23 protein-coding genes are annotated in these 25,446 nt (G+C 67.8%); 12 read left to right on the plus strand and 11 right to left on the minus strand.

Annotated elements, in window-relative coordinates; all coding sequences use genetic code 11:
- The first annotated feature begins 54 nt into the window (after positions 1-54).
- Together ACW18A_RS10090 and ACW18A_RS10095 are read left to right on the plus strand one after the other, a co-directional pair.
- The gene (locus ACW18A_RS10090; RefSeq protein ID WP_492021588.1) at positions 55-564 is read left to right on the plus strand and encodes a sterol desaturase family protein; all 510 of its coding nucleotides are present in this window, start codon (positions 55-57) and stop codon (positions 562-564) included.
- The gene (locus ACW18A_RS10095) at positions 561-1,307 is read left to right on the plus strand and encodes a fatty acid desaturase (RefSeq protein ID WP_492021589.1); all 747 of its coding nucleotides are present in this window, start codon (positions 561-563) and stop codon (positions 1,305-1,307) included. The genes ACW18A_RS10090 and ACW18A_RS10095 overlap by 4 nt, the downstream gene beginning before the upstream one ends.
- Here ACW18A_RS10095 and ACW18A_RS10100 read toward each other — a convergent pair.
- The 4 genes from ACW18A_RS10100 to ACW18A_RS10115 all read right to left on the minus strand — a co-directional run bounded on the left by ACW18A_RS10100 (position 1,279) and on the right by ACW18A_RS10115 (position 6,933).
- Entirely contained in the window at positions 1,279-2,217 is a 939-nt protein-coding gene (locus tag ACW18A_RS10100) for a phytoene/squalene synthase family protein (protein WP_492021590.1), read from the minus strand. The genes ACW18A_RS10095 and ACW18A_RS10100 overlap by 29 nt on opposite strands.
- Entirely contained in the window at positions 2,214-3,716 is a 1,503-nt protein-coding gene (locus ACW18A_RS10105; protein WP_492021591.1) for a phytoene desaturase, read from the minus strand. Before ACW18A_RS10105 ends, ACW18A_RS10100 begins: the two co-directional genes overlap by 4 nt.
- Positions 3,713-4,879: a lycopene beta-cyclase CrtY gene (gene crtY / locus ACW18A_RS10110; protein WP_492021592.1), complete on the minus strand. Its 1,167-nt coding sequence runs from the start codon at positions 4,877-4,879 to the stop codon at positions 3,713-3,715. Before crtY ends, ACW18A_RS10105 begins: the two co-directional genes overlap by 4 nt.
- 182 nt (positions 4,880-5,061) lie before the next feature.
- Entirely contained in the window at positions 5,062-6,933 is a 1,872-nt protein-coding gene (locus ACW18A_RS10115) for a PPC domain-containing protein (RefSeq protein WP_492021593.1), read from the minus strand.
- Positions 6,934-7,029: 96 nt separating this feature from the next.
- Between ACW18A_RS10115 and folD the strand changes: the two genes are divergently transcribed.
- From folD to ACW18A_RS10140, 5 genes are all read left to right on the plus strand, one after another.
- Positions 7,030-7,953: a bifunctional methylenetetrahydrofolate dehydrogenase/methenyltetrahydrofolate cyclohydrolase FolD gene (folD, locus tag ACW18A_RS10120; protein WP_492021594.1), complete on the plus strand. Its 924-nt coding sequence runs from the start codon at positions 7,030-7,032 to the stop codon at positions 7,951-7,953.
- Between the two features lie 68 nt (positions 7,954-8,021).
- A complete protein-coding gene (locus ACW18A_RS10125) occupies positions 8,022-8,699 on the plus strand; it encodes a LemA family protein (RefSeq protein ID WP_492021595.1) in 678 nt (225 codons plus the stop codon).
- Positions 8,700-8,719: 20 nt separating this feature from the next.
- Positions 8,720-9,520 carry a TPM domain-containing protein gene (locus ACW18A_RS10130; RefSeq protein WP_492021596.1) on the plus strand — a complete coding sequence of 267 codons (801 nt, stop codon included), beginning with the start codon at positions 8,720-8,722 and terminating at the stop codon, positions 9,518-9,520.
- A complete protein-coding gene (locus ACW18A_RS10135; protein ID WP_492021597.1) occupies positions 9,514-10,206 on the plus strand; it encodes a TPM domain-containing protein in 693 nt (230 codons plus the stop codon). Before ACW18A_RS10130 ends, ACW18A_RS10135 begins: the two co-directional genes overlap by 7 nt.
- Before the next feature lie 51 nt (positions 10,207-10,257).
- On the plus strand, positions 10,258-10,995 hold the full coding sequence (locus tag ACW18A_RS10140) for an endonuclease/exonuclease/phosphatase family protein (RefSeq protein WP_492021598.1): 738 nt from the start codon (positions 10,258-10,260) through the stop codon (positions 10,993-10,995).
- Here the strand turns inward: ACW18A_RS10140 and ACW18A_RS10145 are convergent.
- On the minus strand, positions 10,980-12,443 hold the full coding sequence (locus tag ACW18A_RS10145) for a phospholipase D-like domain-containing protein (protein ID WP_492021599.1): 1,464 nt from the start codon (positions 12,441-12,443) through the stop codon (positions 10,980-10,982). The genes ACW18A_RS10140 and ACW18A_RS10145 overlap by 16 nt on opposite strands.
- 168 nt (positions 12,444-12,611) lie before the next feature.
- Here ACW18A_RS10145 and ACW18A_RS10150 point away from each other — a divergent pair, with 168 nt between their 5' ends.
- From ACW18A_RS10150 to ACW18A_RS10160, 3 genes are all read left to right on the plus strand, one after another.
- Positions 12,612-12,794, plus strand: a complete 183-nt coding sequence (locus tag ACW18A_RS10150) for a hypothetical protein (RefSeq protein ID WP_492021600.1) — start codon at positions 12,612-12,614, stop codon at positions 12,792-12,794.
- 144 nt (positions 12,795-12,938) lie between these two features.
- On the plus strand, positions 12,939-15,491 hold the full coding sequence (locus ACW18A_RS10155) for a coiled-coil domain-containing protein (RefSeq protein ID WP_492021601.1): 2,553 nt from the start codon (positions 12,939-12,941) through the stop codon (positions 15,489-15,491).
- Between the two features lie 115 nt (positions 15,492-15,606).
- Positions 15,607-16,200: a C15 family peptidase gene (locus tag ACW18A_RS10160; protein WP_492021602.1), complete on the plus strand. Its 594-nt coding sequence runs from the start codon at positions 15,607-15,609 to the stop codon at positions 16,198-16,200.
- Here ACW18A_RS10160 and ACW18A_RS10165 read toward each other — a convergent pair.
- Positions 16,197-17,354 carry an MFS transporter gene (locus ACW18A_RS10165; RefSeq protein WP_492021603.1) on the minus strand — a complete coding sequence of 386 codons (1,158 nt, stop codon included), beginning with the start codon at positions 17,352-17,354 and terminating at the stop codon, positions 16,197-16,199. The two genes, ACW18A_RS10160 and ACW18A_RS10165, sit on opposite strands and share 4 nt — an antisense overlap.
- Positions 17,355-17,402: 48 nt before the next feature.
- Here ACW18A_RS10165 and ACW18A_RS10170 point away from each other — a divergent pair, with 48 nt between their 5' ends.
- Together ACW18A_RS10170 and pip are read left to right on the plus strand one after the other, a co-directional pair.
- Positions 17,403-17,771, plus strand: coding sequence for a DUF423 domain-containing protein (locus tag ACW18A_RS10170; protein WP_492021604.1), 369 nt, complete (start codon positions 17,403-17,405; stop codon positions 17,769-17,771).
- A gap of 28 nt (positions 17,772-17,799) precedes the next feature.
- Positions 17,800-18,774: a prolyl aminopeptidase gene (pip, locus tag ACW18A_RS10175; RefSeq protein ID WP_492021605.1), complete on the plus strand. Its 975-nt coding sequence runs from the start codon at positions 17,800-17,802 to the stop codon at positions 18,772-18,774.
- 429 nt (positions 18,775-19,203) lie between these two features.
- Here pip and rodA read toward each other — a convergent pair whose 3' ends face one another.
- From rodA to ACW18A_RS10200, 5 genes are all read right to left on the minus strand, one after another.
- Entirely contained in the window at positions 19,204-20,367 is a 1,164-nt protein-coding gene (rodA, locus tag ACW18A_RS10180; protein ID WP_492021606.1) for a rod shape-determining protein RodA, read from the minus strand.
- Complete coding sequence (mrdA, locus tag ACW18A_RS10185; RefSeq protein WP_492021607.1) at positions 20,364-22,370, minus strand: penicillin-binding protein 2; 2,007 nt, start codon at positions 22,368-22,370, stop codon at positions 20,364-20,366. The genes rodA and mrdA overlap by 4 nt, the downstream gene beginning before the upstream one ends.
- Before the next feature lie 67 nt (positions 22,371-22,437).
- Positions 22,438-22,956 carry a hypothetical protein gene (locus ACW18A_RS10190; protein ID WP_492021608.1) on the minus strand — a complete coding sequence of 173 codons (519 nt, stop codon included), beginning with the start codon at positions 22,954-22,956 and terminating at the stop codon, positions 22,438-22,440.
- Positions 22,953-23,969: a rod shape-determining protein MreC gene (mreC, locus tag ACW18A_RS10195; RefSeq protein ID WP_492021609.1), complete on the minus strand. Its 1,017-nt coding sequence runs from the start codon at positions 23,967-23,969 to the stop codon at positions 22,953-22,955. The genes ACW18A_RS10190 and mreC overlap by 4 nt, the downstream gene beginning before the upstream one ends.
- 247 nt (positions 23,970-24,216) lie before the next feature.
- Complete coding sequence (locus tag ACW18A_RS10200) at positions 24,217-25,257, minus strand: rod shape-determining protein (RefSeq protein ID WP_492021610.1); 1,041 nt, start codon at positions 25,255-25,257, stop codon at positions 24,217-24,219.
- Positions 25,258-25,446 lie beyond the last annotated feature (189 nt).

Raw genomic sequence — 25,446 nt, forward strand, 5'->3', positions numbered from 1 at the left:
AGCGGCATGACACCACGGTTGGAACAGCGGCGGCGCAGGCGTAGTCTCGGGACCATGCTCCCCGTGTGGTTCACCCTTCTGACGCTCGCCGTCTTCTTCCTGATGGAGGGCGTGGCATGGTGGACGCATCGCTGTGTCATGCACGGTCCGCTGGGCTGGGGCTGGCACCGCGATCATCATGAGCCCCACGACAAGACGTTCGAGACCAACGACCTCTATGGCGTCGTCGGTGCCGTCGTCGGAACCAGCCTGTTCGTCCTGGCCTGGCTGACCGGGCTCTGGTGGGTAAGGGCTATCGCGCTGGGTGTGACCCTTTACGGCGCAGTTTACGCCTTCGTGCACGACGGCCTGGTGCACCAGCGCTGGCCGTTTCACTGGATGCCCAGGAACGGCTACGCCCGCCGCCTGGTCCAGGCGCACAAACTGCATCATGCCGTCCAGACCCGCGAGGGCGCCGTGTCGTTCGGCTTCGTCTTCGCCCCTGATCCCCGGCGTCTCAGCGCCATTCTGAAAGCCCGCCGCGCCGATCGTGCCGCTCCGGACTGCGGAGTGACCGCGGAGTGACTTCCCGTCGCCAGACTGCGATCGGCCTCGGACTCGCCGCCCTGATCGTCGGTGGCTGGCTGACGCTTCATGTCTGGGGCGTCTTTTTCCAGCCTCTGACCTGGCCGGCCGTCGCGGTCGTCCCACTGGTCATCCTGACCCAGAGCTGGCTCAGCGCGGGCATGTTCATCGTCGCCCACGACTCCATGCACGGCTCTCTTGCACCCGGCCGTCCGCGGGTGAACGCCGTGGTGGGTCAGATCTGCGTCGGGGCCTATGCCGCCTTCTCCTACCGCAAGCTCAACGGCAGCCACCATCAGCATCACCGGACGCCCGGCCAGGCCGAGGACCCCGACTTCCATGCCGACCGCCCCGAGGCCTTCACCCCCTGGTTCTACGGCTTCTTCATTCGCTATTTCGGCTGGCGGGAGTTCGCCGTCCTGACGGCTGTCCTGATCGCCTATCTGCTGATCGGCGCCCATATCGCCAACCTGATCCTGTTCTGGGCGCTACCGGCGATCCTCAGCGCGCTGCAGTTGTTCTTCTTCGGCACCTGGCTGCCGCACAGGCATGACCCTCGTGCCGAGGCCTTCGCCGACCGCCACAACGCACGGACCATTCCGATGCCGTGGATCGCGTCGCTGCTGACCTGTTTCCACTTCGGCCTGCACCACGAGCATCACCTCTCCCCCACGACGCCGTGGTGGCGATTGCCGGACGTCCGGCGCGCGGTCCTCAGACGCGGGTCCACAACCCCGGTCTAGGCGGCGGAGCATGACCGCGATCGAGCGCCTGGGTCCAGACGGCGATCAGGGCACCGCGGCCGAAGAGCCAGAGCTTCATCGGCCGGCCGACCGACACCCGCTTGACCCACACGCCCGGCCCGCGCCGGCGGACCTTCCGGCCGATCTCGCGATAGATGCCGCGCGCCGCCGCGATCGCCATGGATGACCGGAACGGCAGGCCGCGCAGCCCGTCGCGCGCACTGTCGTAGTAAGGCTCTGCGACCGCCAGCAGCCGCCCGGTCACGGCATGAACCACGGCCCGGTTCGCCGGATCCGCCACGGCTTCGGCTGTCGGCTCCAGCCCCGCCTCGACCAGCCAGTCCGCCGGCAGATAGACCCGACCGTCCTCCGCATCCTCGATCACGTCGCGCGAGATATTGGTCAGCTGGAAGGCCAGTCCCAGATCCTGGGCCCGGCGCAGCACCTCGGCGTCGGTCACTCCCATCACCCGGGCCATCATGACCCCGACGACCCCGGCGACGTGCCAGCAATAGGCCATGACGTCGTCGAGCGTCCGATACTCACGATGCTCCACGTCCATGGCGAAGCCGTCGATCAGATCCATCGCCCAACGTTCCGGCAGGCGGTGGCGATTGGCGACCCGCTGGAAGGCGGCGAAGGTCGGGTCGGGCATGGGCTCCCCCGTCATCGCCCGCCGCGTCATGTCGTAGAGCCGCGCGAGGCGCCGCTGCTGCTCCTCAACCGACAGTTCCTCGTGGCCGAAGCCGTGGTCCTGACCGTCGATCTCGTCGTCGCAGGCCCGGCACCAGGCGTAGAGTAGCCAGGCGTCCTCGCGCACGGCCGGATCGAACAGCCGCGAGGCGGAGCGGAAGCTCTTTGACCCCTTGGTGATCGAGGCCTTGGAGGCGGCGAGGACGGCGTCGGTCATTTGCTCTGTGCGGCCTGTTCCAGCATCAGCCCCGCGGTCGCCTTGGCCGAACCGACCACGCCGGGAATGCCGGCCCCCGGATGGGTGCCCGCGCCGACAACATACAGGTTGGAGATGACATCGTCGCGATTGTGCGGCCGGAACCAGGCGCTCTGCGTCAGGATGGGTTCGAGCGAGAAGGCCGACCCGAGGTGGGCGTTCAGGTCCTCCTTGAAGTCGGCCGGAGTCCAGATGCGCGTCGTCACCAGATCACGGCGCAGGTTCGGGATGTACCGTTCCTCGAGGTAGTCGATGATCTTCTCCCGGTACTCGGGCCCCCTGGTCTCCCAGTCGATGTCGGCTGCGCCGAGGTGCGGGACAGGCGAAAGGACATAGTGGCTGCTCATCCCCTCGGGCGCCATCGACGGGTCGGTGGCGCAGGGCGCGTGCAGATACAGGGAGAAGTCCTCCGGCAGGGTCGGACCGGAGAAGATCTCGGAGATCAGTTCGCGATAGCGCGGGCCGAAACAGATCGTGTGGTGGGCCAGCTGGGGTTGAGGCTGCGACGTGCCGAAGTGAAGCACGAACAGGGACATCGAGAACCGCTTCGATTTCAGTGACTTCGCCTTGGCCTTACCGCGCGGGGTTCGGCCCAGAAGTTTGTCGTAGGTGTGGACGACGTCGGCGTTCGACGCGACCATGTCGGCGCGGATCGTCTCGCCGGTGTCGAGCGTTACGCCGGTCGCGCGGTCGCCTTCGGTCTCGATCCGCTCGACGGAAGTGTTCAGGCGGACCGTTCCGCCCAGGTCCTCGAACCCCTTCACCAGACCGGCGATCAGGGCCCCCGTCCCGCCACGCGCGAACCAGACGCCGCCGCGCCGCTCCAGCGCATGGATCAGGGCGTAGACGCTGCTCGTCTTGAACGGATCGCCGCCGACCAGCAGGGTGTGGAAGCTGAAGGCCTGCTGCAGGTGCGGGTCCTTGACGTAGCGGGCGACCATGGCGTGGACGCTGTTCCAGCTTTCCAGCCGCGCCAGCTCCGGAGCCGCCTTGATCATCGACCAGAAGGACTGGAACGGCACCGCCCCCAGCTTGAGGTAGCCCTCCTGGTACAGCGCCTCGGAATAGGCGTGGAAGCGGTTGTATCCCTCGACGTCGGCGGGGTTGAAGGCCGCGATCTGGCGCTCCATCGCGGCCTGGTCGTCGTTGTAGTCGAACGACGCCCCGTCCTCCCAGCACAGGCGGTAGAAGGGATCGACCGGCAGCAGTTCGGCATAGTCGGACAGCGACCGTCCGGTGCCCTCGAACAGTTCGATGAGGCAGTCGGGGTCGGTGATGACTGTAGGACCGGCGTCGAAGGTGAAGCCCTGTTCCTTCCAGACGTAGGCGCGGCCGCCGGGCTTGTCGCGCTTCTCGATCAGGGTCGTCTGGATGCCCGCGCGCTGGAGGCGGATCGCCAGGGCGATGCCGCCGAAGCCTGCGCCGATCACCACCGCACGCCTGGACGTCACATCCCTCATGCCGCACTTCCTCGCCCGGTTTCCCGGAGTTGCCTCAATGCCCGACCGACGGGCACGGGGGGTTTTCCCGCCAGGATGCGGACCTTGTCCAGCGCCGTGCTGGCTGCTGAGTAGAAACGCCTCACCAGGGGTTCCGGCAAGCTGTAGAACCGTCGCAGCACCTTCCACCGTTCCCTCGGCTCCGCGGCCCTGAACAGCATCCGGTCAAGCAGGCGATAGTAGGCCCGCCCGGCCCACAGAGCCTTGGAATGGGTCTCCAGCAGCGTCCGCAGACCCGCCGAGGTCAGATCATCGGCCCGGGCGACCAGACGGGCGACGCCGACCGCGTCCGGCAGGGAGTATCCCGTCGTAGGATGGAACAGCGCACCGGCCAGACCGGCGCGGCCCACGGCCGGCCCCTCGGCCCAGAAGGCCTCGATGTCGCCGCCGAGCGCGATGGGCAGCACGCCTTGTTCCTCGTCGACCACCGCCTCAACGGTCCAGCCGCGCGAACGGATGTAGGCGTCGATCCGGCGGCCCAGCAGCGCCCGGTCGAGCGTGGGGCTGTCCACATAGTAGGTGTCCTCGACCAGCACGGTCCGCTCGTCGAACGGCAACAGATAGACGAAGCGATAGGCGTCGCCCTGCCCTACCGTGGCGTCCATGATCGTGGGGCGAGTCAGGCCGTGCGGCTGTGTCAGACGCACCGTGCGACCGACGAACAACTGCCACCCCAGATCCAGGTGAGGTGTCGGCGCGGGGCCTCTGGCGTCGATGATACCGGCCGCGCGCAGGACGGTCTGGTCGCTCAGTGTCACGGCATCGGGTGAGACGGCCACAACCTCCCCCCTGATCAACCGGTCGCCGAGCAGGGGCGCGACCACCTCATGCAGCCGCGAAGATGTCAGGCTGTTGTACGGCGTCTCCAGCACCCGGCTGAGGCCCGGGAAATAGACCTCATACCCGTCCGGCCAGCGGTGCGGAGTCGCGGGTGCCAGCCAGGCGCGGTCCTCGTCCGACACATCGCCGTCGAAGAAGGACCAGGTGTGTTTGCCGCCGAGCCGCCCGTCCCGCTCGACGACGGCGACGCGCAGCCCGGGCCGGTCGATCGCCAGCCGCCATGCGATCAGGCTGGAGGCCAGTCCGCCGCCGACGAAGATCAGATCATGATCGGGGGAGCCCATGACCGTTCCTTAAAGCGAAAGAGGCCCCGACGCGAACGCATCGAGGCCTCTTTGCGGGATGCAGTCTCTGCGCAATCTGCAGAAATCAGCGTAGCCGTCGTCACCGAAGTCACCGGACGACGGCTGTCTTTGCGTCGTCGAATTCGCCGCCGACTCGCCGATCGGCGGCGAACTGCAATCGACTACTCCTTGGGCTCGATCGTCAGGGCGTAGGCGCCCGCCTCACCCGAGGAGAAGCTGCGGGCGCGGATGATGTAGTCGCCCTCTTCCTCGACCGCCCAGTCGACCTTGGCGTGGGTGTCGGACAGGCCGTCGTCATCGGAGACCACCGAGGTGAAGACCCCGGCTTCATCTTCACGGCCGATCTCGATGAAGGCATCGAACTCATTGGAAACCATGGTCAGACGCAGCTTGTCGCCGGCCTTCACCGTGATCTTGTAGGCGTCGTAGAAGCTGCCGTCCTCAGCCAGGGCGTCGTCCTCCCCGAGCGTGCCGCGCGCCGTGGCACCGACCAGGATACTGCCCGGCAGGGGCTGCGGACCGCGATCCAGCAGTTCCAGCGAATACAGGCCGCTGGCGTCCGCAGTAAGCGGCGAGGCGCGGACGATGAACTCGCCGTCGTTCGGCAGGATGTAGTTCAGCCGCGAGTCCGTGCCTTCGCCCAGGCCGTCGTCGTCCGAAGCCATGGCGTAGAAGTCGCCCTCGGGGCTGCCGATCTGAAGGTAGGTGTCGAAGTCGCCCGACCGCATGATCAGCTGGATCCGGTTCCCGGCCGTGCCGCTGAAGGAATAGGCGTCAAAGCCACGGCTCTCGTCGTCAAGCGGATCCTCGGCGACGACCTCACCCTGCACCGTCGCGCCGTAGCTCAGTGCGACCGGCATCGGCAGCGGCGCGGCCTCTTCGAACGTCAGGGTGTAGGCGCCTTCGCCTTCACCGGTGAAGGCGCGGGCCTCGATCGTGTACGGGCCGTCGGACGGGATGGTGTAGGTCAGGCGCGAGTTGGTCCCTTCGCCCGCGCCGTCGTCGTCCGAGTCCAGCGCATACCGGCCGCCGCTTTCATCGGAGTTCTCCGGGAACAGCTCAAGATAGGTGTCGAACGCGTCCGAGCTCATGGTCGCGACGATCCGCTGGCCGGCCGTCCCCGTGAAGCTATAGGCGTCGGCGCGCTGGCCGAACGCGTTGCCGCCGTCGCCGGCCTCCAGGGAAGCCTCAACCGTCTCGCCCACGGCGACCGGACGCGCCACCAGCGGCGGCGGACCTTCGGCCAGACCCAGCTCGTAGTCGCCGTCGGCCGACCCATCCAGGGGCGCGGCGCGGATCACGTATTCGCCGTTCGAAGGGGCGGTGAAGATCAGATAGGAATTCAGGCCGCCGGAGGCCGAGTCATCGTTCCGGGCCAGTTCCTCGAAGGCGCCGCTGCGGCCCATGCGGCCGACGCGGACGATCGGATCGAAGTCCTCGCTGTCCAGAGTGATCGCGAACCGCTCGCCCTCACGCGCCCGGAAGCTGTATCCGTTGTAGGTATACTCCCCGTACTGCCCGTCTTCCTCGACCGGGCTGCGGTCGTTGATCGCGCCGTTGACATCGTCGCCGAGGCGGATGGCGGTCGGGCGCGGTGCGCGCGGGGCCTGACCGCGGTCGGTGACTTCGATGGTGTAGCCGCCGCCCTCCAGACCACCGAGGGTGCGGGCGCGGATGATGTAGGTCCCCCTCTCGGCGGTGAAGCGGGCGCGCGAGTTGGTGCCTTCGCCCAGGCCGTCGTCGTCCATGACGATCGCTTCGCCCGTGTCGGTGTCCTTGTAGACTTCCAGGTAGGCATCAAAGGCGTCCGAACGCAGCGCGACCTGCAGGCGCTGACCGTCGCGGGCCTGAACCGACCAGCTGTCGTAGACGAACTGGCCGATTTCCTCATTGTCGACCCTGGTGTCCTCGGCGGTGAGCTGGCCGCTGACCGTCTGGCCGATGCGCAGCGGCGTGGCGTCCTGCGCGGCGGCGTGGCCGGCGGCGAACAGCGCCATGGCGCTGACGGTCATAATGAAGGCGGTGCGGCGCATTGGAATTCCCTGTTCTGAGAAGCCAACATAGACGCTGAACCGTGACGCCTGTAAATCGCGCGCATCATATCGAATCCTGACGAAAGAGGGCCTCCCATGGCCGGACCCGACGCGTGCGCGGCGATCATCGACGGCAAGGCCTTCGCCGCCGGTCTGGTGGAGCGTGTGGCGGCCGCCTCGGCGCGGCTGGAGGCGACCCACGGGCTCAAGCCGGGCCTGGCCGTCGTCATCGTCGGCGAAGACCCGGCCAGCCAGATCTACGTCCGCAACAAGGGCGAGACGACTGCTCGCGCCGGGATGCGGTCCGACACCCATCGCCTGCCCGACACGACCAGCCAGGCAGAGTTGCTGGCTCTGGTCGAGACGCTGAACGCCGATGCGGGCATCCATGGCATCCTGGTCCAGTTGCCCCTGCCCGCGCAGATCGACTCCTCGGCGGTGCTGGGTGCCATCGATCCGGACAAGGACGTCGACGGGTTCCATGTCGTCAATGCGGGTCGTCTCGCGGTCGGTCTCCCGGGCCTCGTACCCTGCACCCCCCTGGGGTCGACCCTGCTGCTCAAGGACCGGATCGGCGACCTGTCGGGTCTGAACGCGGTCATCGTCGGCCGGTCAAACATCGTCGGCAAGCCGATGGCGCAACTGCTGCTGGCCGAGAATTGCACCGTCACCATCGCCCATTCCCGCAGCAGGGACCTGCCCGCCATCTGCCGCGCCGCCGATATCCTCGTCGCCGCCGTGGGCCGGCCGGAGATGATCAAGGGCGACTGGATCAAGCCCGGTGCGACCGTGATCGACGTGGGCATAAACCGGGTCCCGTCATCCGATCCGGTCAAGGCGGCCGAGGGCAAGACCCGGGTCGTGGGCGATGTCGCCTTCGCCGAGGCGGTGAGTGTGGCGGGCGCGATTACGCCTGTGCCCGGCGGCGTGGGTCCGATGACCATCGCCTGCCTGCTGGCCAACACCTATACCGCCGCCTGTCGCTCCGCCGGGGTCGCGCCGGAACCATTGGACGCTTGAACCGGAGTCACTAACGCCTGATAGTCGCCCATCGACAGACGGCGCTTCGCCGTTGGATGGAGAGGTTCATGGCTCGCAGCGCATCTCGTCTCGCCGGATCGGTCGCCATCCTTCTCGCCGCCCAGGGCGTGGCGGCCTGCGGCTACAATACCATCCCGACCAAGCAGGAGCGGGCCGAGGCAGCCTGGGCCGACGTCCAGAGCCAGTACCAGCGCCGTGCCGACCTGATCCCCAACCTCGTCGCCACGGTTCAGGGCGCGGCGATCCAGGAACGCACCACCCTGACCCAGGTGATCGAGGCCCGCGCCCGCGCCACGGCCGTACAGATCACGCCCGAGACGCTCAGCGACCCGGCCGCCTTCCAGCAGTTCCAGGCCGCGCAGGGTCAACTGACCAGCGCCCTGTCGCGCCTTCTGGTGACGGTCGAGGCCTATCCCCAGTTGCAGGCCAATCAGGGCTTCCTGCAACTCCAGTCCCAGCTGGAAGGCACAGAGAACCGGATCACCATCGCGCGACGCGACTACAATGAGGCGGTCCGCGACTACAACACGAGCCTGCGCACCTTCCCGACCGTGATCTGGGCGAAGACCGCCTTCGCGGGCGAGGAACCGATGCAGCTGTTTACCGCGACCGCCGAGGCCCAGACAGCGCCGCAGGTGTCGTTCAACCTTGAAGGTCAGGCCGCCGCCGCGCCGGGCGGCCCGGCCCCGGCCGTCGCCCCGGGCTCGACGCCGCCCGCGCAGTGAACCCGTCCCGGGCGGTCAGATTGACCAGGGCTTTTCTGGTCATTGTCTTCGCCGGTCTGGCGGCGCTGTTTTCGCTTGTTCCCCAGGCCTCCGCGGCCGACCCGACCTTCCCTGCCCTGTCGGGCCGTGTCGTCGATCAGGCGGAGTTGCTGACGCCGGCGGTCGAGGCCGCCGTCACCGCGAAACTGGCCCAGCTGGAGACGGACACAGGCGACCAGTTCGTCGTGGTCACCCTCGCCAGCCTTCAGGACTATGAGATCGAGGACTACGGCTACCGGCTCGGCCGCGCCTGGGGCGTCGGAAGTGCGGAAAGCGACAGCGGCGTCCTGCTGATCGTCGCGCCCAACGAACGCAAGGTGCGGCTTGAGGTCGGCTACGGCCTTGAGCCGGTCCTGACCGACGCCCTGTCCAACCAGATCATCCAGAACGACATCCTGCCACCGTTCCGCGACGGTGAGTATTCGCGCGGCATCGAGACCGGGGTCGATACTGTGATCACCCAGCTGCGTCTGGACCCCGCAGAAGCCGCCGCCCGCGCCGCCGAGGCCGCGCCCAGCGAGGCGGAGGCGCCGGTCTTCCCGGGCCTCGTGATCGCCCTGATCTTCATCTTCTTCTTCCTGAGCCTGATGCGAGGCATCGGGCGGCGGGGTCGCAAGCGCGGCGCACGGCGGAGCGGGATCGATCCCATCTTGATCTGGGGGGCGTCGGAAATCCTGTCGAACGCCTCGCGCGGTTCATCGAGGAGTTCGGACAGCGGCTTCGGCGGCTTCTCGGGCGGCGGCGGCAGCTTCGGCGGCGGGGGGGCCTCGGGCGGATGGTGATGCGACTGAACTCCAGCGAACACGCGCGCGTCGCCGGCGCCATCGCGACAGCGGAAGCCGGTACCTCGGGAGAGATCTTTTGCGTCCTGGCGGGACGGGTCTCGAGCTATCGCGATATCAGCCTGGCCTGGGCGGCGGCGGCGGCCCTTCTCCTGCCGCTGCTGCTGATCCCGTTCGGGTTCGAGACCGCCTGGTTCCCGGGTCTGGGGCTCGGCTGGGAGGCCGGCCACCTGTCGGCCCTGAACCTCAACCTGGGCCGCGCTCTCGGCGTCTATGCGGTGGTGCAGGCTACGGTGTTCCTGGTGGTCTATATCCTGCTGAGAATTCCCGTCCTGACCCGATTGACGACGCCGCGCGGCGTGCGGCGCGACCGGACGCGGCAGGCGGCCATGCATCAGTTCCTGGCCCATGGCCTGCATGTCACCGAGCACCGTACCGGCGTGCTGATCTTCGCCGCCATGGCCGATCGACAGGTCGAGGTCATCGCCGACAAGGGCATCCATTCGCGTGTCGATCAGGCGATCTGGGCCGACGCGGTCCAGGTGCTGACAGAGGGGCTGCGCGACCGACGCGCTGCCGAGGGCTTCGAACGGGCCATCGCTCTCGTGGGCGGCGTGCTGGCTGAACACTTCCCGCCCCGGCAGCGCAATTCGAACGAAGTGCCCGATCGACTGGTCGAGATCTGACGCTACGGGCGGCCTCGCTTTCGGCGGGGAATTGGCCTAGCCCGTGCCGCCATGCGGCTAGTCACCTACAACGTCCATCGCTGTGTCGGGGGCGACAAGCGACTGGATGTCGAACGTATCGCCGGCGTGATCGCCGAGCTCGAACCCGACATCGTCTGCCTGCAGGAACTCGACGTCGGCCGTGCCCGGACCGGCGGAGTCGATCAGGCCCGGGCCATCGGTGACCGTCTGTCGATGGCTGTCCGCTTCCACCCCGCCATGCGGATCGAGGCCGAGGAATACGGCGACGCGATCCTGACCCCGCACCCCGAGACCCTCGTCCGCGTCGGCGCTCTCCCGACCGTTCGCGGCGTGCCCGGACTGGAACCGCGCGGTGCCCTTTGGGTGCGCGTCAACATCGAGGGCGTCGATATCAATGTCCTGACCACCCACCTCGGGCTCGTTCCGCGTGAGCAGCGACTTCAGGCGGCGGCCCTGGTCGGCAAGGACTGGCTGGGTCACCCGGACTGCAAGGGCCCCACGCTGCTGGCCGGGGACTTCAACGCGACGTCGATCACCCGCCCCTATCAGACCCTGGCGAGAAGCCACGCGGACTGTCAGCGCCAGCTCGGCCTCAAGCCGACCTTGAAGACCTTCCCGTCCGGCTTCCCGGCGATCCGCATCGACCACGTCTTCGTCAGCCCCGACATCAAGGTGACCGGCGTGCGCGTGCCGTTCTCACCCCTGTCCCGAATGGCGTCCGATCATCTTCCTCTGGTCGTGGATTTCGGGATTCAGCCGGGCGACTGAAGTCTCTGCGAGCGGTTGCGTCGCTTCCACGGCCGCCACGCGTCCCGTGACGAGGTCGGATCACCCAGCTGGAACTCTGCAACCGTGCGCTGGATCATCGATGGCGGCGTCGCCCCGAGCACTGACATGCGACCGTTGTCAAATTTCTGGATCGCCTCGCCGATGGAGCCGCACGCGGCCTCGGCGGTCGCAAACTGCTCCGCCGTTACACCGATGAAATGACCGATGGTGCGATGGCGAAAGTTCCGGATGGCCGCGCGACCGGTCTCGTCTTCAGGCGCGATCGCGACGTCGCACTCCGTGTCAAACCCGAGCGACCGGTTGTTGAGGTTCGTCGACCCGATCCGGAGCAGCACGTCGTCCACCACCGTCACCTTGGCGTGAACGATGATACGCTCGCCCTTCTTCGTATTCGGGCTGAAGGCGAAGAAGCGGTTGTGCCGGTCGGCGCTCTCCAGCCGGAACAGGACTTCGGCCCGTGCGGTGTCCATGGTCATGCTGTCGAACCAGCTGGGGCTGCGGCCCGTGGAGATCAGGACAATCTCCGGTCCATCCGGTTCGTCCAGCCGCTCCGCCAGCGCACTGGCGATGATCGGAGAGGTGAAATACTGGTTCTCCAGATAGATCAGCTTTCGCGCGCCCCGGATCGCCTGCAGGTGCAGTCGCTCGTTTTCGCGGACCTCCTGACGGCCGCCGAAACCCGGCTCGGTACGGGCTATTCCAACCGGCGCGTCGTGGAAGTCCGCCGCCAGATCGTCGGGCCAGGGATCCCCCTCGACGGTCTCCGGCACGGTCCGCTCCCAGGTGGCCTTGAACCAGCGTTCGCGGGCCATATCGCCCAAGGCCCGCGCAGCCGGCCCGCTCATGACGCACATGGTCTCGTGCCGGGGCGCCGAGATGATCCCGGACGGCTGGCAGCGCCGGGGGTCATCGTCCAGGTGCGCTTCGGAATCCCAGCGATCGACGGAGATATCCCCACCACCGCAGAAGGCCACGGCATCGTCGATGATGATCGCCTTCTGGTGATGACAGGCACCGATCGGGCCCGGCGTGTCCAACCGGAATTCGACCATCCGCTTGCGGAACCAGGCCTGGGCCTTGTGCGGATAGAAGCCTTGCGACGCCGCGATCAGCAAAGGCGATTTCCAGATCAGCAGCCGGACGTCGAGCTCAGGCCGCGTCTTGACCAGCATCCGCAGCAAATGGCCAATCTCGGCCTGTCTGTCCCCGTGGCGGGTCGCGGGGTCCAGCCGGGTGCGCGGATCGAACTGCCAGCCGAGCACCACCACCGATCGCCGGGCCTTGGACAAGGCCGATGCCAGGGCTTCGAAATAGGCGCTGTTCTCCATCAGGATCGACAACCGGTCAGCCCGTTCGACCCGCCAGCAGGTATCGCCGGGCACCAACAGGGCGCCGGCGTCCAGCAACGGGCCTTGGGCAGCGTCCATGTCGGGTGTCCCTGCCGGTGTCCAGGATCGGGTCGTCCGGCCTGCAAAGACGCCCGGACCTGTCTTCCGTTCCATGCCCACGCCCCGCCGGTCAATGCGGTTCCTCAGCCGGATTGTCCGGTTCGTCGAAATCGGGCATAAGGCGGTCTGAAACGGGGGGTATCGCACGTGCAGGCGCTGATCGAGTTGCTGGCTGGCTTCATAGTCCTGCTTGCCACGGCGGCACTGGCCCAGTTCGGGGTCGACCTGAACAGCGCGCCCCGACCTGATCGCGAGATCCATCGCGTCAGCGACTGCCGCGAAGCGCCCGCCCAGGCCCGGCTGACGACGCAACCAACGAACGACTGCTAGCCTTCGGCGCTTCAAATTGACGATCGTCGGCTGCCGGGCGCTTTTTTGAAGCAACGGCGAGTCGATACGCACGCAAAATGGTCTAGGGTCGGGACCGCGCGTGACTCCCGCGTCATGCGCCAGCCCACCTGAGATCCGTCCCCCATGAAGTCCCGCTCCCGGCCGCCTTTGACTTTGTCCGACCCCGATCCGGCGCCTCTGAGCGACGCGACGAGCGGGCTCGAAGACACCACCACTCCTGCACCCGTCCCACAGCTCGAGACCGCACCCGAACGGCCGATGTCGGAACGCCGCCGTCGCCGCCTGCTGGAACAGCAGCGCAACGCCGCCGATCTCGAACTGCCCTCGCCCGCCGAGCTCGAACCCGCCGCATCCGTCGAGCCGCCGCCCCAGGCCCCAGAGGCTGCGCCCACGGTTGAGCCCCTCACCTTTTCGATCAGCGCCGACGCACCGCCCGCGACCTATACGTCGCCGCCAGTGCCCGCCACGGCAGCCACTCCCCTCACACCCGCGCCGGTGCAATCCGGCCCGTCCTACCTGATCGCCGGCGTCGCCGCGGCTTTGTGGATCGCCGGCGTAGCCTCGTGGGCGGCCTATGAGGTCGGCTCCGGCGCAGTGTCGTCCGACCCCCTGCGGCTCGCGATCTACGCCCTGATCGCCCTCGCGCCAGCCGGCCTGGCCATCATGCTGGCCCACGCCGTGCGTCAGGGCGCGGGTCTGGCTTCCGAAACCCGCCGCGCCCGTGAACTGGCCGAGGCTCTCGTCGCACCGACGGCCCTCGCCGCCCAGCAGACCGGTCACGTGCTCTCGGCTCTGCGCAACGACATCGACCAGGCGGCGCTGGCCGCCGAGCGCGCGCGCAACGACATGGCCCTGCTGCGGGAAGCCCTGTCGATGGAGACCAACCGCCTGAACGAGGCCGCCGAGGCGGCCGGTCGCACGGCGCGTCGCCTGACAGAGTCCCTCGGTCGCGAGCGGGAAGAGATGACCGCCCTCGGCGGCCGCCTTGATGGACAGGCCTCCGGCGTACTCGACGCCGTGGAGCGCCAGTCGCGGCTGATCGTCGACGCTTCGGACCTCGCCCAGACCCAGCTTCGCGAGGCCGAGGCCGCCCTCGCCGCCCGCGCCTCCGACCTGGCCGCCGCCGCCGGAGAGGCGCAGGACGCCGCCCGCATGGCCTCCGACGACCTGGCCCGCCAGACCCTGCGCCTGGAGAACGCAGGCACGGGCGTCGCCGAACAGATTCAGTCCGTTGAGGAGGGGCTGGGTCAGCAGCGTGCTGCCCTGGTCACCGCCGCCTATGCGCTGCGCACCGATCAGGAGGACTTCTCTGCCCAGGTGGAAAGCCAGCGCGCCCAGTTGACCGAACAACTGTCGGCGGCCCGCAGCGCGACAGGCGACCTCGGCGAAACGTCGGTCAAGGCAACTGAAGGCCTGCGCGATCTGGTCGAGGCCGCGACGGACCAGTTCCGCGCCCTCGTCGACCTGTCCCAGCGCGAGGCCGACAGCTTCGATGCGGCCACCAAACTGTCGCTCGACCGTTTCGAGGCTCTGGCGGCCGAGGCACGCGACACCTTGATCGATGAGACCCGCCGAACGCTGGCCGTGCTCAAGGCTACGGCCGAGGAGAGCCGGCTCGCCGCCGACGGGGCTGCGGGTCAGGCCCAGATCCGCGCCGATCGCCTCGGCGAGGCCCTGTTCGACGCCGCCCAGAAGGCGGACATGGCGGCCGACGCCCGTGTCGAAGGCGCCCGCAGGATCGTCGGCGAAACCGTCGAGCTGGTGGACCTGGCCGGCGAGCGGGCGATCGAGAAGCTGGAAACCACCCTGTCCCGCATGACCCAGGCGCTGGCCGAGGTCGACGCCGCCATCAGCGACCTGGACGACCGCGCCTCCCGCCTGCCGGAAGAAGCCCGCGCCCGCGCCGAGGCTGTCCGCGTTACGGTCGAGGAAGGCCTGGCCGCCCTCGGCGCAGCGTCGCGCAAGGCCGCCGAGGACACCGAAGCGCTGGACGCCGGCTTCCAGGAACGGGTCCGCCGCAACTACGACATGCTGACCGAGGCCGTTCGTTTGATGGGGGTCGTCTCCGGCGACGGCGGCGCGCCGATCCGGCGACGCGAGACCGTGGCCGAACCGTCGCCGGCGACCGAGCGGCGCGCGCCGCCGGCCGAGACCGAACGCGGCTTCGGCCTGCGCGGGCGTCTGAAGCTGGCGCCCACGACCGACGATCGAGGCTCTCGTCCCGCGCCGCCTGCCAAGGACCGGCTGGACTGGAGTGATCTGGTCGATGACGGCCCGGGCGAGCCGCCGCTCGATCTCGACACCCCGGTGATGCCCGCCGACGACGGTGCCCTGACCGACCGGATCACCGCCGCCATTCGCCGGATGGGCGTCGACCCGAACGCCCTTCTTCCCCGCTCCCGTGTCGAGGAGGCGGCGTCCGCCTTCGCCGGCCGTGATCCCGACCGGGCACGCCAGATCGTCCGACGTGTCGCCCCCGCCGCCGTCCGCAGCGTCTCGCGCCGGGTCATGAGCGACCCGGAGTTGCGCGGAGACGCGGAACGCTACGTTCGCGCTTTCGCCGGTCGCCTGAGCAACGAAGCCCGTGACGGCTCGGCGGCAGTCCTGGCGGTCCTTGCAACCGATGCGGGACGGGCCTTCATGTTGCTCGATGCAGCGGTGGGCGATCTCGCCTGAAACACGAATCAACCCGTCAATACCGTCCGGCGCTCGGTTTTGACTTGACGAGATCGTCCGCTTGCGGACACCGTCCGGCCGCTGTCACTTTGTTGTCACGCGCCTAGCAGGGTCCATGCTCGACACCATCGCCGAGAATCAACCGGACCGCAGGCCCGCGATCCTCGTCTGCGTCTATGAGACGGCCGATCCGCTCTGGAACGCTCTCGACGCCGATGCTGACTGGACACCGCCCGGCGCGCGTCTGCGCACCCTGGGCCTAGGGGAACCCGCCGACCTTGCCGACCGGATCACGGGCGAACTCCACGAGGCCGACTGCCGCGCAGTCCTCCTTGTCGGCCAGACCCGCAAAAGCGACGGCTTCCGCGTGCAGATGAGGGCCGAAAATCGCGCCCTGACCGGCGGGAAGAAACTGTCGCAGACCGGACCCAGCCTGGCTCGCGCCACCGCACCCGTGGCCGAGATGGTCCGCGCACTGACCGAAGCCGGCCTGAGCGCCGATGCGACCTCGGACAGCGAGGAGGATGTGGGCTCCTATCTGCTCTACCGTGTGCTGACGGCCCTGCAGGATGACGTCGATGCGCCGGCCGTGGGTCTGTTGCGGGCACCCTCGACGGTGAACGAGGCGCAGCTTCGGCTCGGCATCCAGACCGCCGCGACGGCCATAGCGCGCCACCTGTCGCCCCTGCCCCGCTCCCGCCTCAGCTAGACGTCGCCGATCCGGCGCAGGCGCCAGCCGAGGAGCAGGCCGATCACCGCCAGTCCGCTCATGGCGAGATAGCCCAACACACCCACCCGGTCGTACAGAGGCCCCGCCGCCAGCGTCGCCAGCCCGATCAGGATTCCGGCCGCCATCACGGAGTTCAGGGTCTGTGCTGCGGTATGTCCGCCGGGCGGTGCCAGCGTCTCGATGATCTGCAGACCCGCCAGATATGTGGCTGCAAAGGTCAGGGCGTGCAGGGCCTGCAGCGGCCAGAGCATCCAGAGCGGCGGGGCGAAGGCGAGCGCAGTCCAGCGCACCACGGCGGCAACACCCCCGATCGCCAGGATCGTCCCCGGCCCGATTCCGCGCCGCTTCCGCCAGGGCTCGACCCACCACATGAAGGCGATCTCGACCACCACAGAGACGGCCCACAGCAGGCCGGTCATCGTCTCACTGATGCCTTGCGCCTTCCAGGCAATTGCGGAAAAGCCGTAGTAGAAGCCGTGCGTCGCCTGAACTGCGCCGATGGCCAGGACGGCGGTCATGAAGACCGGATCGACTGCCAGCCGCGTCAGTCCGGCGAACCGCTCGCGTCCCGCGACCTTCGGCCCCTCGGTGACCGGATCGCCGGGCAGAAGCGTGGCGGCGGTCAGGGCGACCAGGGCCCCGGCGACGGCGATCCAGACGATGACCCAGTCCGCCGATCCGCGCGTCAGGATCGCGCCCATGATCACATTGGCGGCGACGAAGGCGGCGGAACCGCAACCCCGTGGCCAGGCGAAGTCGAACCCGTGCCGCCGCGCGACCTGGAGCGAAAGAACGTCACTGAGCGGGATCAGTCCGGCCATCGCCGTCGCCGCGACGAACCAAAGAAATCCCTGCAGCCAGACGCCCTCGGTCAGGCCGGCACCTGCATAGGCCAGACCGAGGACCAGTCCCAGGATGGCGATGGGCGAGCGCCGCCGCCGGAAGCCGTCCGCCCACACCGCGATGGCCGGTCCGGTGATCAGGCGGGCCAGCATCGGAGCCGCCAGCAGGACGCCGATCTCGGCTCCCGAGAATCCCTGCGCGCGAAACCACAATCCCGCGAACGGCAGGCTCACGCCGTTGGCGCCAAAGAGCAACACATACTGGAGCGCCATGCGGCGTGACGGATTCATGCCCATCCGATAGCAGACGGCGCCGGACGCGTGGGTTACGATCGGTGAATGACCGGGAATCGCTACCTTGCCGTCTTCGCGGCCTTTAACGGCGCGATGGCGGTGGCTGTGGGGGCCTTCGCCGCCCACGGAGCGGGACCTCAGATCAAGTCGCTATTGACCACCGGTGCCTCCTACCAGTTGGCTCACGCCCTGCTGGCCCTGATCTGCGCCGTTGCGCCGATCGGTCGGCCGGCTTCATTGGCTGGATGGCTGGCCTCGGTCGGCGGTCTGATCTTCTGCCTGGCCCTGGCCTTCCTCGGCCTGCTCAGCCTGCCCGCCCTCGGCGCCGTCGCTCCGATCGGCGGGGTGCTGATGATCACGGGCTGGTTGGTGCTTGCCTTCGCCGCGTTTCGGTCACAATCCGTAAATGCCTGATCCCCTACCTGAAAGCTCCGACCACCGAATGGCCTTCCCTGTGACCGAGACGCCCCGCCGCGAGTTGTATCCCGAGCTCGAGCCCTTCGCGTCCGGCTGGATGCAGACCGACAGCGCGCACGAGATCTACTACGAGGAATGCGGCAATCCGCAGGGCAAGCCTGCGCTCGTTCTTCACGGCGGCCCCGGTGGGGCGGTGAACCCCGGCATGCGGCGCTATTTCGATCCGGCCATCTACCGCATCGTCCTGTTCGACCAGCGCGGCTGTGGCCAGTCGCGGCCGAATGCCTCGCTCGACGAAAACACCACCTGGACCCTGATCGACGACATCGAGCGGCTGCGCGAGCGTTGCGGCATCGACAAGTGGACGGTCTTCGGCGGCTCCTGGGGTTCGACCCTGGCGATGGCCTACGCCATCACCCATCCGGAGCGGGTCGACGCCCTGATCCTGCGCGGGATCTTCCTGCTGACGAAGAAAGAACTGCACTGGTTCTACCAGGACGGCGCCTCGATGATCTTCCCTGATGCCTGGGAGCGGTTCGTCGCCCCGATCCCCGAGGATGAGCGCCACGACCTGATGGGCGCCTACTACAAGCGTCTGACCGGTCAAGACCGGGCCGAGCGCGAGCGCTGCGCCATCGCCTGGTCCAGTTGGGAGGGCGAGACGGTCAGCGTCGAAGGCCCCGCCGCCCGCCCCGACAAGTTCGCCGAGCCCGACTTCGCCGTCGCCTTCGCCCGTATCGAATGCTGGTATTTCGTCAATGGCGGCTTCTTCCCTGAAGAAGGCTGGCTGTTGAAGAATATCGGCCGGATCCGCCACATCCCGACCTGGATCGCCCAGGGACGGTTCGACGTGGTCACCCCGATCGCCAGCGCCTGGGCCCTGCACCGCGCCTTCCCGGAAGCGAGGCTGGATGTCGTCCCCGACGCCGGTCACGCCTCGACAGAGCCCGGCATCGTCGACAGCCTGGTCCGCGCGACCGACTGGGCGGCCACGGTTTAGGCGGACCCCGCCTGGCCTCCTGCCCGCAAGCGCGGGATGGCGGCAAGGCTGAGAAGCGGAAGGCCAGGCCCGCGAACGCCAAAGCCAAGGCGAAGCTCAAGGCGCTGGAAGCCGAACTGGAAACGCTGACGCCGAACAGGCCGAAGCAGGTCAGGTGCTGCATGACCGGCAGGCGGCATTAGACGCGGAGCGCCGGCGGCTTGAAGCGGACCATGACAAGGCGCGCACGATCCTGTTGGCGAAGGCGAATGCCGCCCGCGCCGCGGTCTGGGTCCGCTTCGTCCGGACGAAAAATACCCTGACGAAACGGACGAAATGGACGAACTCGTCGAGAGCGATTGCGAACGCTTCAAAGACACGCAACCCATGTCGGCGTCAGCACCATCCCACGCAAGGGCCTTGGGAGAATAAATTCTCCTCCCGTATCGGTCAGAACAGGCCGCTGCCCTTGGGCAATTCGGCGTAGCGGTTGACCCGCACGGCCATGACCAGGGCGAAGCCGATCATCACCGTCAGCATGGACGAGCCGCCGTAGGACAGCAGCGGCATCGGCACACCCACGACCGGCGCCAGGCCCATGACCATGGCCCCGTTGATCAGGACGAACAGGGCAAAGAAGGCGACCATGCCGGCCGAGGCGATCCGCCCGAAATGGCTGTGAGAGAGCGAGGAGATGCGAAGGGCGATCAGGATGATACTGACGTAACACATCAGCACAGTGAAGGAGCCGACGAAGCCGAACTCCTCCGACAGGGTCGAAAAGATGAAGTCGGTCTGGCGCTCTGGCAAGAATTCCAGCTGGCTCTGGCTGCCGAGACCATAGCCACGTCCCAGAAGACCACCGGAGCCCAGGGCGATCTTGGACTGGATGATGTTGTAGCCGGTGCCGGACGGGTCGGATTCCGGGCTGAGGAAGGTCAGAACCCGGTTCCGCTGATAGTCGTGCATCACGAACATCACGAAGGGCGGGATCACCGCCACGGCCGCCGCGATCGCCGCCGCGATGATCCGCCAGCTTAGCCCGGCCAGGAACATGACGACCGCCCCGGTCAGGCCGATGATCATGGCCGAGCCCAGGTCCGGCTGTTTGGCCACGAGCAGGAAGGGCACCCCGATCATCCCGATCGGAAAGATCAGCTTCCAGTGCCAACGCGCCTCCTTGGCGCTATGGTCGTGGTACCAGCGGGCCAGGGCCAGGACGAGGCCGACCTTCATGAACTCCGCCGGCTGGATGCGGGTAAAGCCAAGGTTCAGCCAGTTCTTCGCCCCTGCTCCTGCCGGTTCGTAGCCCAAGGGCGTGAACTCGATCATCAGAACCATGATCAGCAGCAGGCCGTACATCGGATAGGCCGCCTGGAACCACCACTTCAGATCGACCATCGACAGGACCAGCATGACCACCAGCAGGGCGCAGAAGCGCACCAGGTGATCCAGGGCCCAGGGCTGCCAGCTGCTGCCGGCGATAGAATACTGCATCGCACAGCCGACGCCGGCGATGACGCACATGAGGCTTACCAGCCGCCAGTCGATCTGGGACAGCTTGACCGAAAGGCGATCGCGTTCACCGGGGCGGGTCAGGGCTGAGGCGGTCATTGGGGGCCAGGTCGATAGGGCCGCGGACCCGCGTCGGCGGCGGGAGCCGTCGGAGCGGTCGCGGGTGCCGGCGGTCCATCCTCCGCCAGAGGCACCGGATCCAGCGCCGCAGCCTCGAAGCCGGATTGTTCAATACGAGCCCGGATCTCGGGATCCTTTAGCAGGGCCACCCGCATGATCTCACGGGCGCGCGGCGCGCCGGCGGTGCCGCCGCCCATACCGCCGTGCTGGACGATGACGGACACGGCGTAGCGGGGGTTGTCGGTCGGGGCGTAGGCGATGAAGAGGTTGTGATCCTTCTCCCCCCAAGGCCGGCCTGCGCCCCTGCGCGAGCCCGAACCATAGTTCCGGGCCTGGGCCGTACCGGTCTTGCCCGCCATCCGCACCGCGCCGAGGCCCAGCTGGCTGTTGCGGAAGCCGGTTCCGCCGACGTCGGTCACGGCCTCCATGCCGTCGCGCATGACCTTGACCAGATCGGCGTCGAACGGCAGGTCCGTGAACGCGGCGCTATGGGGCTGCTCCACACCGCCGATCGACTTGATCAGGCGCGGCATGACCGCTTTCTGCCCGTTGGCGATGCGGGAGGTATAGACCGCCAACTGCAGGGCGTTGACGTTCAGCGCCCCCTGCCCGATCGAATAGCTGGGCGTCTCGCCCGGATACCATTTGCCGTCCCCGCGCACCGGGTTCTCGCGACGCCACTGGGTGTCCGGCACCAGACCCCGCTTCTGGCCGTCGATGCCGATGTCGAAAATCTGTCCGAGGCCCAGGTCGCGCGCCGATTCTGCGATCGCGTCCGGCCCCATCTCGACGCCGAGGGTCATGAAATAGACGTTGCACGACGCTTTGAGAGCATTGCGCATATCCAGCGAACCGTGACGGCCCAGACAGGCGAACCGACGCCCGAGATAGTAGCCGCCGGTGCAGGTGATCCGCCGATCCGGGCTGACCCCGCGCCGCAGGGCCGCCAGGCCGATCACGGGTTTGAAGGTCGATCCGGGCGCGAAGGTGCCGTCGATGACCTTGTCTGTGAGCGGCCGCCGCTCATAGTCCGCCAGGGCGCGATAGGTGCGCGTCGGCACCCCGCTGACGAACAGGTTGGGATCGAAGGACGGGGCCGAGACCATGGCCAGTATGTCGCCGTTGCGGACGTCCATGACCACGCAGCCGCCGGACTCCTCGCCGAACACTTCGAGCGCCCGGTTCTGTATGTCGGCATCCAGTGTCAGGACCACGTCCTGGCCGGGCACTGCCGGACGCGAACCGCCGACGTCCTCGGCCACGACCCGCCCGCGAGCGTCGACCTCGACCCGGTTGCCGCCGGCCTCGCCGCGCAGCTGGGCGTCCAGCGCCTTCTCCACCCCGGTGCGGCCGATGCGGAAGCCCGGGTTGAACATGACCGGCGGCGGCTCTTCGCCCTTGTCGCGGATGGCCTTGATGTCGCGGTCCGAGACCCTGGCGACATAACCGATCACATGGGCGAAGGCGCCGGTGTAGGGATAGAAGCGCGCCTCGTTCATGTCGGCCATGACGCCCGGAAGTTCGGGAGCGTACAGATTGACCTTGGCGAATTCCTCCCAGGTCAGGTCGCTCTTGACCGGGACCGGGCTAAACCGCGGGGCGGCGTTGACGTCGCGGATGATGGCCCGGCGACGGTCGAGCGTGTCCGGCAGCAGACGGCCCAGCAGATCCAGTGTCTGGTCCAGATCCTTGGTTTCGTCGCGCACGACGAGGACGCGGAAACTCGGCCGGTTGCCGGCGATGGTGATGCCGTTGCGGTCCAGGATGCGGCCGCGCGGCGGCGGGACCAGGCGGAAGTTGAACTGGTTCTGGCTGGCGAGGGTCGAATACTCCTGCGCCTGGACGACCTGCAGCTGGGCCAGGCGGACGGTCAGGGCCGTCACGCCCAGCACCGTCAGCCCGCCAACCACGAAGGTCCGGCGCAGGAACGAGCCCTGTCGCTCGTTCACGTCGGAGAAGAAGATCGAAGGTTCGCCGCTCATCCTGCTTCGCTCCTTGAAGGAGCTTCGCAGGATTGAATCAGTCCTTCGCAGCCTTGGCGGAGTAGGATCATCGGAACCGCACATCGCCATCGTCGAACCGCTGGATCATCCAGTCAGCCGCAGGGAAAAGAAGCAGGGTCGGAACGACCTGCCCCACAAGGGACAGCAGGCTGGGCGCCCGGCCCGCATCCAGTGTGACCACCAGATACGCCACGATGAAGGCGGCCAGGATGCAGAGGGCATACCAGACAAACAGGATCTGGGTTTCCTGACCGGCCAGGAGGTTCCGCGAGGCGAGGACGACGCCGTAGACGCTCAGCAGGCACAGAGGCCACAGGCCCAGGGTTCCTCCCCAGAACATGTCGAGAAACAGGCCCAGGCCGAACAGCACGGCGGGCGCGACCATCGACGGACGGATCAGGGGCCAGGCGAAGGCGAGGATCAGCGGCAGGACCGGCTCGGGCAGCTTCAGACCGAACAGTTCGACCGGTGTCGCCAGCAAGATGGTCAGCGCAATAGCGACGAGCGCAGGGTAGAGGACCCACCGGGTCGGCCCGACCACCCGCATGGCGACGGCTCGTCTCACTCGGCTGGCCCTGGCTGGGCGGGGGGTGTGGTGGCGGGAGTTGCTGCGACCGCGGCGCGATCCCGACGGGCGGCGGCGTCGCCGATGGCGGCCGCGGCCTCGGCGGTCGGTGCAGGCGCCGCGCCCAGACCGGCCAGCGGCGGGGCATTCAGGGCGTCGGGCGACACCAGCTGGCCGAAGTCCTGGAACAGCATGACGCGGACGTAGTCGATCGCGCCCCGGTCACTGAAGAGCTTGACCCGCCAGGACCCGTCGATGCCGCGCGCGGCGACCCCGATGGGAAGACCGCGCGGGAAACCGCCGCCGTCGCCGGAGCTCAGGATACGGTCGCCGGCCTGGACCGAGTCCTGGCCGCGCACGAACTCCAGACGCGGATTGCCGGACCCGTCGCCGGTCAGCATGGCACGGGCGTCGGTGCGGTCGATCAGGACCGGCGTGCGCGAGGCTACGTCGGTCAGCAGCAGCATCCGGCTGACGCCGCCGGTCGCGCCGACGATACGGCCGACCAGACCGTCCTCGTTGATCACCGGATTGCCGATGCGCACGCCCTTCGACGTACCGGCGTCCAACAGGCGGGCGTTTATGAAAGGACCTCGTGATTCCGAGATCGAACGCGCCGTGGCCATCGCCACGGGCGGCTCGGTCCGCAGGCCCAGCATGGCTTCATAGCGGGCGTTGACGTTCTTCAGCGCGATGGCCTGGTCCCGCCAGGGCCGCAGGTCTTCCAGTTCGGCGCGCAGCCGACGGTTGTCCGATACGGCGAAGAAATAGCCCTTCACATAGTCGGTGGCGTTGCCGGCCCAGCGCACCGGCCATGCCAGCAGGCCATTCACGGGTCCGGCGCCGGCGTCGAAGCCCGCGCGCACCGGGCCATAGGCCTCATCCGTCGCGTCATGGCGACGGTCCGCAAGGATCATCAGGATCGATGCGATGATGGCGACCGCAGTCACGACCGCGGCGGTCCACGCCAGCGGCACTTTCAGCGACTCGAACGGTCCGTCGCGAAACGCCACGGCCTAGCCTTCCAATAGAGGTCAGAATCGGCGGGACGCCACCCGCCGCTGTAAGCAGCCTATCGCAAAAACCGGGCCAGTTTGAAACCGGCGAATACGCCGGAATCACAGGGATTTGCTGAATCCTCCCCCGTCGGGGGAGGTGGCTCGAAGCGAAGCGTAGAGACGGAGGGGGCCCACCGCAAATTCGGTGTCCGGGGCTGGCCCCTCCACCACTTCGCGGTCCCCCTCCCCCGATGGGGGAGGATTAAAGGGCCGAGTCGAGCACGCCCTTCATCCACCGGGGATGCTCCAGAACGCGGCCACAGCCGATGGCCACGCAGGACAGCGGATCGTCGGCGACCGAGACCGGCAGGCCGGTGTGATCGCGGATCTCGGCGTCCAGACCGCGCAACAGCGCGCCGCCGCCCGTCAGCATGATGCCCTTGTCGGCGATATCGGCGGCCAGTTCCGGAGGCGTGGCTTCCAGGGCGACCTTCACGGCATCGATGATCTGCGACACCGGCTCGGCCAGAGCCTCGGCGGCCTGACGTTCCGAGATGCGGACCTCACGGGGCACCCCCTGCATCAGGTCGCGGCCCTTGACCTCGATCGACAGGCCCTCGCCGTCGGCCGGGATGCGGGCCGTGCCGATGTCCTTCTTGATGCGCTCGGCGGTCGTCTCGCCGATCAGCAGGTTATGGTTGCGGCGCATATAGCTTATGATGGAGTCGTCCATCTTGTCGCCGCCGACGCGGACCGAACGCGAATAGACGATACCCGACAGCGACAGCACGGCCACCTCGGTGGTGCCGCCGCCGATGTCGACAACCATGGAGCCGGTCGGCTCGTGGATCGGCAGGCCGGCACCGATCGCGGCGGCCATCGGCTCGTCGATCAGGCCCACGCGGCGGGCCGAGGCGTTCAGGCAGGAATCGTTGATCGCGCGACGCTCGACCGCCGTGGCGCCCGACGGGACGCAGACGATGATCTTGGGGTTCACGAAGCCCTTGCGGTTATGAACCTTGCGGATGAAGTGCTTGATCATCTCCTCAGCGACTTCGAAGTCGGCGATGACCCCGTCTCGCATCGGACGAATGGCTTCCATGTGACCGGGCGTGCGGCCCAGCATCTGCTTCGCTTCGATGCCAACGGCGTGCACGATCTTCCGTCCACCGACGTTGCGCAGCGCGACAACGGACGGCTCGTTCAGAACAATTCCCTTGCCCTTCATGTAAATCAGGGTGTTAGCGGTCCCCAGGTCCATCGCGATGTCGTTGGAGAAGGCGCCGAAGAGGGAGAAGCTCATGGGGGTCGAATACCGTTCGGTTGGGGCCTTCAAGGCGCTTCAGTTCGACCGGTTCCGGCGATGCCCCATCCGGCGCGTATCCCCATACGCCACGGATTTCCTGATCGTCCTCGCCTGACCGGCCGTGGCTCGTTTGCCCGCATGGACAGGCGAATACAAGCCCCGATGCGGCTCGAACGCCTGCTTCCG

This window comes from Brevundimonas sp. AVps5, assembly GCF_058681515.1.

What these genes read in the sequence shown, in the direction of transcription:
- ACW18A_RS10090 (WP_492021588.1), top strand. Translation starts at nt 55, where the DNA reads ATGCTCCCCGTGTGGTTCACCCTTCTGACGCTCGCCGTCTTCTTCCTG.
- ACW18A_RS10100 (WP_492021590.1), bottom strand. Translation starts at nt 2,217, where the DNA reads ATGACCGACGCCGTCCTCGCCGCCTCCAAGGCCTCGATCACCAAGGGG.
- ACW18A_RS10105 (WP_492021591.1), bottom strand. Translation starts at nt 3,716, where the DNA reads ATGAGGGATGTGACGTCCAGGCGTGCGGTGGTGATCGGCGCAGGCTTC.
- crtY (WP_492021592.1), bottom strand. Translation starts at nt 4,879, where the DNA reads ATGGGCTCCCCCGATCATGATCTGATCTTCGTCGGCGGCGGACTGGCC.
- ACW18A_RS10115 (WP_492021593.1), bottom strand. Translation starts at nt 6,933, where the DNA reads ATGCGCCGCACCGCCTTCATTATGACCGTCAGCGCCATGGCGCTGTTC.
- folD (WP_492021594.1), top strand. Translation starts at nt 7,030, where the DNA reads ATGGCCGGACCCGACGCGTGCGCGGCGATCATCGACGGCAAGGCCTTC.
- ACW18A_RS10125 (WP_492021595.1), top strand. Translation starts at nt 8,022, where the DNA reads ATGGCTCGCAGCGCATCTCGTCTCGCCGGATCGGTCGCCATCCTTCTC.
- ACW18A_RS10135 (WP_492021597.1), top strand. Translation starts at nt 9,514, where the DNA reads ATGGTGATGCGACTGAACTCCAGCGAACACGCGCGCGTCGCCGGCGCC.
- ACW18A_RS10140 (WP_492021598.1), top strand. Translation starts at nt 10,258, where the DNA reads ATGCGGCTAGTCACCTACAACGTCCATCGCTGTGTCGGGGGCGACAAG.
- ACW18A_RS10145 (WP_492021599.1), bottom strand. Translation starts at nt 12,443, where the DNA reads ATGGACGCTGCCCAAGGCCCGTTGCTGGACGCCGGCGCCCTGTTGGTG.
- ACW18A_RS10155 (WP_492021601.1), top strand. Translation starts at nt 12,939, where the DNA reads ATGAAGTCCCGCTCCCGGCCGCCTTTGACTTTGTCCGACCCCGATCCG.
- ACW18A_RS10160 (WP_492021602.1), top strand. Translation starts at nt 15,607, where the DNA reads ATGCTCGACACCATCGCCGAGAATCAACCGGACCGCAGGCCCGCGATC.
- ACW18A_RS10165 (WP_492021603.1), bottom strand. Translation starts at nt 17,354, where the DNA reads ATGAATCCGTCACGCCGCATGGCGCTCCAGTATGTGTTGCTCTTTGGC.
- ACW18A_RS10170 (WP_492021604.1), top strand. Translation starts at nt 17,403, where the DNA reads ATGACCGGGAATCGCTACCTTGCCGTCTTCGCGGCCTTTAACGGCGCG.
- pip (WP_492021605.1), top strand. Translation starts at nt 17,800, where the DNA reads ATGGCCTTCCCTGTGACCGAGACGCCCCGCCGCGAGTTGTATCCCGAG.
- rodA (WP_492021606.1), bottom strand. Translation starts at nt 20,367, where the DNA reads ATGACCGCCTCAGCCCTGACCCGCCCCGGTGAACGCGATCGCCTTTCG.
- mrdA (WP_492021607.1), bottom strand. Translation starts at nt 22,370, where the DNA reads ATGAGCGGCGAACCTTCGATCTTCTTCTCCGACGTGAACGAGCGACAG.
- ACW18A_RS10200 (WP_492021610.1), bottom strand. Translation starts at nt 25,257, where the DNA reads ATGAGCTTCTCCCTCTTCGGCGCCTTCTCCAACGACATCGCGATGGAC.